The organism is Streptomyces sp. NPDC002790 (assembly GCF_040295505.1).
In the GTDB taxonomy this organism is placed as follows: domain Bacteria; phylum Actinomycetota; class Actinomycetes; order Streptomycetales; family Streptomycetaceae; genus Streptomyces.
Genome location: NZ_JBEOVM010000174.1, coordinates 1 through 9,090 on the forward strand (window position 1 = coordinate 1; position 9,090 = coordinate 9,090).

The window sequence follows — 9,090 nt, forward strand, 5'->3', positions numbered from 1 at the left end:
GCCTCGGGGCTCCGCCCCGGTCCCCGCTGCTCAATCGCCGCAGGGGCTTGAAATAACAAGCCCCGTCGGCGGCGGTTGAGCAAATCAAGCCCCGCCGGCGATTGAGGCGCGGGGTCCGGGGCAGAGTCCCGAGGCCGCAATGCCGGTGCAGGTCACGGATGACGGGGAGCGGAAAGATCGATCAGGCGGCACACCATCTCGATGTCGATCTTGACCTGGGCGATGGACGCCCGCCCCGACAACCACGTGATGAGCGCGGAGTGCCACGTGTGCTCGATGACCCGGACCGCGGAGAGCTGCTCCAGAGTCGGATCGTCGAGCTCCATCGCGTCGAGAATGATCGCCGTGGTCTGCCGCGACACCTGGTCGACCTCCGGACTCACACTCCGGTCCGCGAACGTCAGCGCCCGCACCATCGCATCCGCGAGATGCGGCTCCCGCTGCAACGCGCGGAAGGCGCCCATCAGCGTCTCGGCCACCCGCTCGGCGGGGGAGTCGCCGGACGGCGGCCGCTTACGGACGGTGGTGTGCATGTGCTGGAGTTGATCCTGCATGGTGGCGACCAGGAGGTGCACCTTGCTCGGGAAGTAGCGGTACAGCGTGCCGAGCGCGACCTGGGACGACTCGGCGACCTCCCGCATCTGCACCGCGTCGAAGCCGCCGCGCGCCGCGAGCTGCGCGCTCGCGTGCAGGATCCGGCGGCGCCTGGCCTCCTGACGCTCGGTGAGCGCGGGGGTCGAGCGGGTGGTGGTTCTCGCGTCCGGAGCTGTCATCAGAAAGCTTTCCGTGTCCCGTGGAGCCCGCCGTGGCGTGAATCACCCGATCCACCTCTCGCGGCCCGGCTACCAGCCGGTAGATTCGATGCTCTTGAACGATCAAGTCTGAAACTTGTTCTAGATTAGCGTCCCCACGTAGTGTCCACGGGCAAGCAGGAAGAAGGGTGGCCTGGAGTGACCGCGGAGTCCTTGCGTATCGCTCTCCTCACGTACAAAGGCAACCCGTTCTGTGGTGGTCAGGGCGTCTACGTCCGGCACCTCTCGCGGGAGCTGGTCCGGCTCGGGCACCGCGTCGAGGTCATCGGCTCCCAGCCGTACCCCGTGCTCGACGAGGCGGCCGACGGCGCCGCCCTCGCGGGGCTCTCGCTCACCGAGCTGCCGAGCCTCGACCTGTACCGCAGCCCCGACCCCTTTCGTACACCCAAGCGCGACGAGTACCGCGACTGGGTCGACGCTCTTGAAGTCGGCACCATGTGGACCGGCGGCTTTCCCGAGCCGCTGACGTTCTCGCTGCGCGCCCGCCGCCATCTGAGGGCCAGACGCGGCGAGTTCGACGTCGTGCACGACAACCAGACGCTCGGCTACGGGCTGTTGGGCGATGTCGGCGCTCCGCTGGTGACCACCATCCACCACCCCATCACCGTGGACCGGCAGCTGGAGCTGGACGCCGCCGAGAACCGGCGGCAGCGGATGTCCAAGCGCCGCTGGTACGCGTTCACGCGCATGCAGAAGCGGGTCGCGCGCCGGCTGCCGTCCGTGGTCACCGTCTCCGGCACCTCCCGCGACGAGATCGTCCAGCACCTGGGCGTGCGTCCCGGGCGGATCAACGTCGTGCACATCGGCGCCGACACCGACCTGTTCTCGCCGGATCCGGCCGTGCCCGAGGTACCGGGCCGGATCGTGACGACCTCCAGCGCCGACGTCCCGCTCAAGGGCCTCGTCTATCTCGTCGAGGCGCTCGCCAAGGTGCGGGCCGAGCAGCCGGACGCGCACCTCGTCGTGGTCGGCAAGCGGCCCGAGGAGGGGCCGGTAGCGCAGGCCATCGCGGGGTACGGGCTCGAGGGCGCCGTCGAGTTCGTCAAGGGCATCAGCGACCAGGAGCTCGTCGACCTCGTGCGCTCGGCGCAGGTCGCCTGCGTGCCCTCGCTCTACGAGGGGTTCTCGCTGCCCGCCGCCGAGGCCATGGCCACCGGCACCCCGCTCGTCGCCACCACCGGCGGCGCCATCCCCGAGGTCGCGGGGCGCGACGGCGAGACCTGCCTGGCCGTGCCGACCGGCGACCCAGGCGCGCTCGCCGCGGCCCTCGGCCGGCTGCTCGGCGACCGTGAACTGCGCGCCCGGCTCGGCGCGGACGGCCGCACCCGCGTCCTGGAACGCTTCACGTGGGCGCGCGCCGCGCAGGGCACCGCCGAGCTCTACCGTGAGGCGATGGCGGCCGCGCCCCGGCCGAATCGCCCCGCGCGCACCGAAGTTGTCACCGAAACTCCCCAGGAAAGCAGGGCCACGTGCTGACCGTCGACTTCACCCGTTTCCCGCTCGCCGCGGGCGACCGCGTCCTCGATCTCGGGTGCGGGGCCGGACGGCACGCGTTCGAGTGCTACCGGCGCGGGGCGCAGGTCGTCGCCCTCGATCAGAACAAGGACGAGATCGCCGAGGTCGCCAAGTGGTTCGCCGCGATGGCGGAGGCGGGCGAGGCCCCCGCGGGCGCCACCGCGACCGCGATGGAGGGTGACGCGCTCCAACTCCCCTTCCCCGACGAGTCGTTCGACGTCGTCATCATCAGCGAGGTGATGGAGCACATCCCCGACGACAAGGGGGTGCTCGCCGAGATGGTCAGGGTCCTGAAGCCGGGTGGCCGGATCGCGGTCACCGTGCCGCGCTACGGCCCCGAGAAGGTGTGCTGGGCGCTCTCCGACGCGTACCACGAGGTCGAGGGAGGTCACATCCGCATCTACAAGGCGGACGAGCTCCTCGACCGGATGCGCGAGGCGGGCCTCAAGCCGTACGGCACGCACCACGCGCACGCGCTGCACGCGCCGTACTGGTGGCTCAAGTGCGCGTTCGGCGTCGACAACGACAAGGCGCTGCCGGTGAAGGCGTACCACAAGCTCCTGGTCTGGGACATCATGAAGAAGCCCGCGCTCACCCGGGTCGCCGAGGGCCTCCTCAACCCCGTCGTCGGCAAGAGCTTCGTCGCGTACGCCACGAAGCCGCACCTGCCGAAGGCCGACGGGGCCGCTGAGTGAGCAGCCCCGAGCGGACCGAACTCCTCGTACTCCCCGGTGTCCTGACGGCGGATCAGGCGGCGCAGACCGTCGACGGGATACTCGGCGCCCAGCGCGCCGACGGGGCCATCCCGTGGTTCCGCGGACACCACCTCGACCCGTGGGACCACACCGAGGCCGCCATGGCGCTCGACGTGGCCGGCGAGCACGAGGCCGCCGGGCGCGCCTACGAGTGGCTGGCCAGGCACCAGGCCGAGGACGGCTCCTGGTACGCCGCCTACCGCGACGGCGACCCGGACGACGTGACGGACCACGGCCGCGAGTCCAACTTCGTCGCGTACGTAGCCGTGGGCGTCTGGCACCACTACCTCTCCACCGGCGACGACGCCTTCCTCGACCGCATGTGGCCCGTCGTGTGCGCGGCGACGGAGTTCGTGCTCCGCCTCCAGCAGCCCGGCGGCCAGATCGGCTGGAAGCGCGAACCCGACGGCACACCCGTCAACGACGCGCTCCTCACGGGCAGTTCGTCCGTGCATCACGCCCTGCGCTGCGCGCTCGCCATCGCCGAGCAGCGCGAAGAGCCCCAACCCGACTGGGAGTTGGCGCTCGGCGCGCTCGGGCACGCCATCCGCAGTCACCCCGAGCGGTTCCTCGACAAGGGCCGCTACTCGATGGACTGGTACTACCCGGTCCTCGGCGGCGCTCTCGGCGGAGCGGAGGCGAAGGCCCGCATACAGGCCGACTGGGACACGTTCGTCGTCCCCGGTCTCGGGGTGCGCTGCGTGGTCCCCAACCCCTGGGTGACCGGCGGCGAGAGCGCCGAACTCGCCCTCGCGCTCTGGGCGGTGGGCGAGTCCGACTGGGCCCTCGGGATCCTCCAGGACATCCAGCACCTGCGCGACCCGAAGACCGGCCTGTACTGGACGGGCTACGTCTTCGACGACCAGGCGATCTGGCCGGAGGAACTGACCACGTGGACCGCGGGCTCGGTGCTGCTCGCGGTGGCGGCACTCGGCGGTGACGAGGCCACCTGCTCCGTGTTCGGCGGCGAACTGCTGCCGACGGGCGTCGAGCCGGACTGCTGCGCGTAGCCGGTTCCGCGGGTCAGTACCTGCGCAGCCGGTTCGCCACCGCGTGGCCGACGAACAGGTAGACGACGGCTGCGAGGCCGTAGCCGGCGACGACGCGTGCCCAGCTCGCGTCGAAGGTGAACAGGTCATGGGACCAGCCGGCCAGCCATGTGGACACGTCGTGGACGAACTGGACCAGGTCGTTGCCGCGGTTCGCGTCCAGGAGATACATCAGGATCCACAGGCCGAGGATCACGGCGAATACATCGGCCACGATCATCACGACGCGGGCTGCCTCGTTGGTGCCTCGATAGTGCCGGTTCGCAGACATGACGACCGGTTGCCCCCGAAGCCTGCACTGAAACACGTACGGGCTCGCCCGAGTGGCGCACGCCGCGGGGCCGGGTGACGCTGCCACCAATGCCCGCTCAAGGCCCGGAGGTATGCGGTGGTACCCCGTTCACCCCTGTCCGTACGACGTCTGCTCACTGCGTTGCTGCTGTGCGGCGCGCTGCTCGCGGGCGCGACGGCGTGCGGTTCCGACAGCGAATCGGCGTCCGCGACCAAGGCCTCGTCGAGTGCGAGCGCCACCACGAAGGCCGAGAAGCAGAAGTTCGCCAAGACCCGGTTCGCGGCGAACGCGGGGCTCGCGGCGGGGGCCACGTATCAGTGGATCGTGAAGCCGTACCGTGCCGGCAAGTTCAAGTCCGGCGCGGACGGCCGCAGGTTCGCCATGGTGAAGGCGGGGCTCGCGGGCGCGTTCACGTACAACCGGCTGAAGGCCGCGCAGAAGAACGCCGAGGGTGACCCGACGCTCTCGAAGGCGGTCGCGCCGCTGTCGGCCGGCATCGCGTCGCTGAAGGGCCTGTCGACCAAGCTGCGCAAGGGTGAGGGCCTCGGCGACGTGACCTCCTCCTTCAACGACGTCATCAACGACGTCAAGGGCGCGGGCAAGGACGCGGGCGCCGAGGTGACGAACAAGGTCCCGTCGGCCTCGCAACTCACCAAGGGCTCGTAGCGCCCTTAGACGTCTAGTCGTCTACGAGTTCAACTCCGCCAGTACGCGCAGCGTGTGCGGGTCCGGGGACAGGGCCAGCAGGTCCGTCACCGGGCCCTTGCGCCACAACTCCAGGCGCTCCGCGATCCGTTCGCGCGGCCCCACGAGCGAGATCTCGTCGGCGAACGCGTCCGGCACGGCCAGCACCGCCTCTTCCCTGCGCCCCTCGGCGAACAGGTCCTGGATGTGCCGGGCCTCGGCCTCGTACCCCATCCGTGCCATGAGGTCGGCGTGGAAGTTGCGGGTCGCGTGGCCCATGCCGCCGATGTAGAAGCCGAGCATCGCCTTCACCGGGAGCAGCCCCTCGGCGACGTCGTCGCAGACCTTCGCGCGGGCCATGGGCGCGATGGTGAAGTTCTCGGGCAACTCGGTGAGCGACGCCTGGTACGCATCCGTCCGCGTCGGCGACCAGTACAGCGGCAGCCAGCCGTCCGCGATCCGTGTGGTCTGCGCGATGTTCTTCGGCCCCTCGGCGCCGAGCAGGATCGGCAGATCGGCGCGGAGCGGGTGCGTGATCGGCTTCAGGGCCTTGCCGAGCCCGGTGCCGTCGTCCCCGTTGTACGGATGCGAGTGGAACCGCCCGTCGACCTCCACCGGCCCCTCGCGCCGCAGCACCTGCCGTACGACGTCCACGTACTCGCGGGTGGCCGTGAGTGGGGAGCGGGGGAACGGGCGCCCGTACCAACCCTCCACGACCTGCGGTCCGGACAGGCCGAGCCCGAGCATCATCCGGCCGCCCGACAGGTGGTCCAGGGTGAGTGCGTGCATCGCGGTCGTGGTGGGGGAGCGGGCCGCCATCTGCGCGATCGCCGTGCCGAGCCGGATCCGCGAGGTGTGCGCGGCGAACCAGGTGAGCGGGGTGAAAGCGTCGCTGCCCCAGGACTCCGACGTCCACACCGAGTCGTAGCCCAATTCCTCGGCGTCCCGCACGAGTTGAAGGTGATCGGGGTCCGGCCCGCGACCCCAGTAGCCGAGTGCGATTCCGAGCCGCATCTGTGCCCCCTGCCCGTGAACTGAGCTGAACTGACGGTATGTCAATTTGCGCGAGCGAGACTACGCGAAAGGCCCCTCACCCGGAAGACGGGCGAGGGGCCTTGAACTGCTTTGATCCCCGTGGAGGGATCGGGTCAGCCGCGCTGGATCCCCGAGGTGTCCTGGAGCACACCGCGGCGGCCGTCCTGCGTCTGGGCGACGAGGCCGGGGCCCCGCTGCTCGACCGCCAAGTACCAGGTACCGGGTGCCAGTTCGGCGATCTGCGCCTGCGAGCCGTCCTCCGCGAAGAGCGGACGCGGCACCGGCACGGCGAACCAGAACGGCGAGAAGTCCGCGGCGGGCGGCTGCGCGGCGGCCTGCGGGGCCGGGGCACCGGCCTGCTGCGGTTGGCCGCCGTACGGCTGCTGCTGACCCGGGCCCGGCTGCTGCGCGCCGTAGGGCTGCTGCTGGCCGGGGCCGCCGGGCTGCTGCTGGGCGCCGGGGTAGCCGTAACCCTGCTGCGGCTGGCCGCCGTACGGCTGCGGCTGCTGCGGGCGCGGGGAGCCGAGGAGGGCGCCCTTGAGGGCCGGGACGAGGGGGGTCGCGATCGCGGCGGCGGCCATGATCAGGGTGGCGACGAGGCTGAGGATGAGGCCGATGCCGGCGCTCGGACCGTCGGAGGAGGCGCTGCTGCCGACGTTGTTGATGCCGCCCGACGGGTCGAAGATGTTGCCGAGCGCCGCCCACGCGGCCAGCACCGTGGCCGCGATGCCGAACTGGCCGAGGTCGATCCCCGCGACCTTGCGCGGCTGCGCCGTCCCACGGCTGATCACGATGAGCACGGCGCCGATGACGCCCGCGAGCACCACGCTCATGAGAAGCGGGCCGCTCTCCCAGGAGTTCGGGAACTCGACGCTGTCGGGCGCCCCGTCGACGGAGTAGATATCGAGGAACGAGGCGATCAACAGCAACACCGCTGCTCCGATCACCACGCCGTCGCCTCGAGTGAGGGAGCGGATATTCACTTCAAGTCCTTCGTCAGTCGTCCGGTCATCGGTGGAGGCGGCGCATAGCGCAGGGGTGGCCCCACATCGTACGGAGGACACTATCGCCCGGGTCCGGGGAGTGTCTGCCGAGATCCATAGGGTGACAGTTACCCGCCGAGGAAACTCACGATTCCTTCAGAGATGCCCTGCGCCGCCTTCTGCCGCCACGCGCCCGACGTCAGTCGCTCGACGTCCTGCGAGTCCCGCATGTTGCCACACTCGATGAAGACCTTCGGAACCTTGGAAAGGTTGAGTCCTCCCAGGTCACTGCGGGTGTCGAGGCCCGTGCCACCACCGATGTAGTTCGACGGGGCCTGGCCCGTGGCCTTGAGGTACTTGCCCGCGATCCGCTCGCCGAGGTCGCGTGAGGGCTTCACGATCGGGGTGGTGTCGGCGGCTCCCGCGCGCACGGATGCGGGAAGGATCACATGGAAGCCGCGGTTGCCCTGGCCCGAGCCGTCCGCGTGGACGGAGACGACGGCGTCGGCCTTCGCCTTGTTGCCGATCTCGGCGCGCTCGTCCACACACGGTCCCCAGGACCGGCCCCCGTCCTGCGTCAACCGCACGGTCGCGCCCTGCCGTTCGAGGACCGTCCGCATGCGCTTCGCCACGTCCAGCGTGAACCGGGCCTCGGTGTAGCCCGCGTTCGTCGACGTACCCGTGGTGTCGCACTCCTTGGAGCCGTTGCCCACGTTCACGGACCGGTTGATCTCGGTGGCGTGCTTGAAGTTGCCCGGGTTGTGGCCGGGGTCGATGACGACGAGCTTGCCCTTGAGGGGTCCCGAGCCGCCGGCGGGCTTCGCGGGGGCTTTGGACGTTTTCGGGGCGGAGGGGCTGGCGGTGGCGCTCGACTTCGACTTCGACGGGGCCGTCGGGCTCGGCTCCTTCGCGTCCTGCGAGGGCGAGGCGGTCGAGGACTGACCGGGCGCGGGCAGCACCTTCGGCGGCTCGCTGTCACCCGGCCCGCTCACGACCTGCCACACCAGCCACGCCGCGAGCGCGGTGGGCACCAGCGCGGCGAACGTGACGAGCACGGGGCGCCCGCCGAAGCGGCGCCGAGGCGCGCCCTCGCGGTAGTAGTCCTCTTCGAAGCCATCGGGTTCCGGACCTGCGTACGACACGTTTCCGACCTTAACCGCGCGCTCAGATCCCTGCGCCACTTCGACGCAGGACGCGCAGCGAGTCGCACTTTGAGACCTCGGTGAACGCCCCGGACGCGAGTGCCCGCTGGTACACGCGGTACGGCGCCTGCCCCGTCCACTCGTCGTGCTTCACGGGAAAGACGTCGTGGATGAGGAGAAGGCCGCCCTCGACGACGTGCGGGGCCCAGCCCTCGTAATCGGCTGTGGCGTGCTCGTCCGTGTGCCCGCCGTCGATGAAGACGAGCCCGAGCAGCCCGCCCCACACCTTCGCTACCTGCGGCGACTTTCCGACGAGCGCGACCACGTGGTCCTCCAGCCCCGCCGCGTGCAGCGTGCGCCGGAACGTGGGGAGGGTGTCCATGATCCCCACCGCCGGGTCCACGGTCTCGGGGTCGTGGAAGTCCCAGCCCGGCTGCTGCTCCTCGCTGCCGCGATGGTGGTCGACGGTGAGCGCCGTGACCCCGGCCGCGCGCGCGGCGTCGGCGAGCAGGACGGTGGACCGCCCGCAGTACGTCCCGACCTCCAGAAGGGGGAGGCCGAGCGCCGCCGCCTCGACGGCGGCGGCGTACAGCGCGAGCCCCTCACCGCGCGGCATGAATCCCTTGGCCGCCTCGAAAGCGGCCAGGATCTCCGGGGCGGGGGCGTGGCTGCGGCTTGTGATGCTCATGCCGATCACTCTGCCCTACGTGGAGCGTGGCTGGAGTTGGGGGGTGGGCGTGGGGGGGGTGGTCGGCTAAACTAAAATAAAAAATTAAAAGAACAAGAAACAACACCCCTCACCAACCACGAACGCCCCCAACCC

10 protein-coding genes are annotated in these 9,090 nt (G+C 70.4%); 4 read left to right on the forward strand and 6 right to left on the reverse strand.

The annotated features are described in order from the left end of the window. Nucleotides 1–152: 152 nt before the first annotated feature. Nucleotides 153–773, reverse strand: a complete 621-nt coding sequence (locus tag ABT004_RS34945; protein WP_351345364.1) for a TetR family transcriptional regulator — start codon at nucleotides 771–773, stop codon at nucleotides 153–155. Between the two features lie 177 nt (nucleotides 774–950). Here ABT004_RS34945 and ABT004_RS34950 point away from each other — a divergent pair, with 177 nt between their 5' ends. The 3 genes from ABT004_RS34950 to ABT004_RS34960 are packed head-to-tail and all read left to right on the forward strand — an operon-like array spanning nucleotide 951 to nucleotide 4,092. After that, entirely contained in the window at nucleotides 951–2,288 is a 1,338-nt protein-coding gene (locus ABT004_RS34950) for a glycosyltransferase family 4 protein (RefSeq protein WP_351345367.1), read from the forward strand. Further along, nucleotides 2,282–3,022, forward strand: a complete 741-nt coding sequence (locus ABT004_RS34955; RefSeq protein ID WP_351345370.1) for a class I SAM-dependent methyltransferase — start codon at nucleotides 2,282–2,284, stop codon at nucleotides 3,020–3,022. The genes ABT004_RS34950 and ABT004_RS34955 overlap by 7 nt, the downstream gene beginning before the upstream one ends. Beyond that, on the forward strand, nucleotides 3,019–4,092 hold the full coding sequence (locus tag ABT004_RS34960) for a prenyltransferase (RefSeq protein WP_351345373.1): 1,074 nt from the start codon (nucleotides 3,019–3,021) through the stop codon (nucleotides 4,090–4,092). The genes ABT004_RS34955 and ABT004_RS34960 overlap by 4 nt, the downstream gene beginning before the upstream one ends. 13 nt (nucleotides 4,093–4,105) lie before the next feature. On the opposite strand, the gene ABT004_RS34965 is transcribed toward ABT004_RS34960, so the two are convergent. After that, nucleotides 4,106–4,402: a hypothetical protein gene (locus ABT004_RS34965; protein ID WP_351345376.1), complete on the reverse strand. Its 297-nt coding sequence runs from the start codon at nucleotides 4,400–4,402 to the stop codon at nucleotides 4,106–4,108. A gap of 117 nt (nucleotides 4,403–4,519) precedes the next feature. On the opposite strand from ABT004_RS34965, the gene ABT004_RS34970 reads away from it, so the two are divergent. Continuing rightward, nucleotides 4,520–5,089, forward strand: a complete 570-nt coding sequence (locus ABT004_RS34970) for a hypothetical protein (RefSeq protein ID WP_351345379.1) — start codon at nucleotides 4,520–4,522, stop codon at nucleotides 5,087–5,089. Between the two features lie 21 nt (nucleotides 5,090–5,110). Here the strand turns inward: ABT004_RS34970 and ABT004_RS34975 are convergent, their stop codons facing one another. The 4 genes from ABT004_RS34975 to ABT004_RS34990 all read right to left on the reverse strand — a co-directional run bounded on the left by ABT004_RS34975 (nucleotide 5,111) and on the right by ABT004_RS34990 (nucleotide 8,955). Then, entirely contained in the window at nucleotides 5,111–6,121 is a 1,011-nt protein-coding gene (locus ABT004_RS34975; protein WP_351345381.1) for an LLM class F420-dependent oxidoreductase, read from the reverse strand. Nucleotides 6,122–6,255: 134 nt separating this feature from the next. After that, nucleotides 6,256–7,125, reverse strand: coding sequence for a hypothetical protein (locus tag ABT004_RS34980; RefSeq protein WP_351345384.1), 870 nt, complete (start codon nucleotides 7,123–7,125; stop codon nucleotides 6,256–6,258). 128 nt (nucleotides 7,126–7,253) lie between these two features. Beyond that, nucleotides 7,254–8,267: an N-acetylmuramoyl-L-alanine amidase gene (locus tag ABT004_RS34985; RefSeq protein ID WP_351345387.1), complete on the reverse strand. Its 1,014-nt coding sequence runs from the start codon at nucleotides 8,265–8,267 to the stop codon at nucleotides 7,254–7,256. Between the two features lie 22 nt (nucleotides 8,268–8,289). Next, a complete protein-coding gene (locus ABT004_RS34990; protein ID WP_351345390.1) occupies nucleotides 8,290–8,955 on the reverse strand; it encodes a class I SAM-dependent methyltransferase in 666 nt (221 codons plus the stop codon). Between the last annotated feature and the right edge of the window lie 135 nt (nucleotides 8,956–9,090).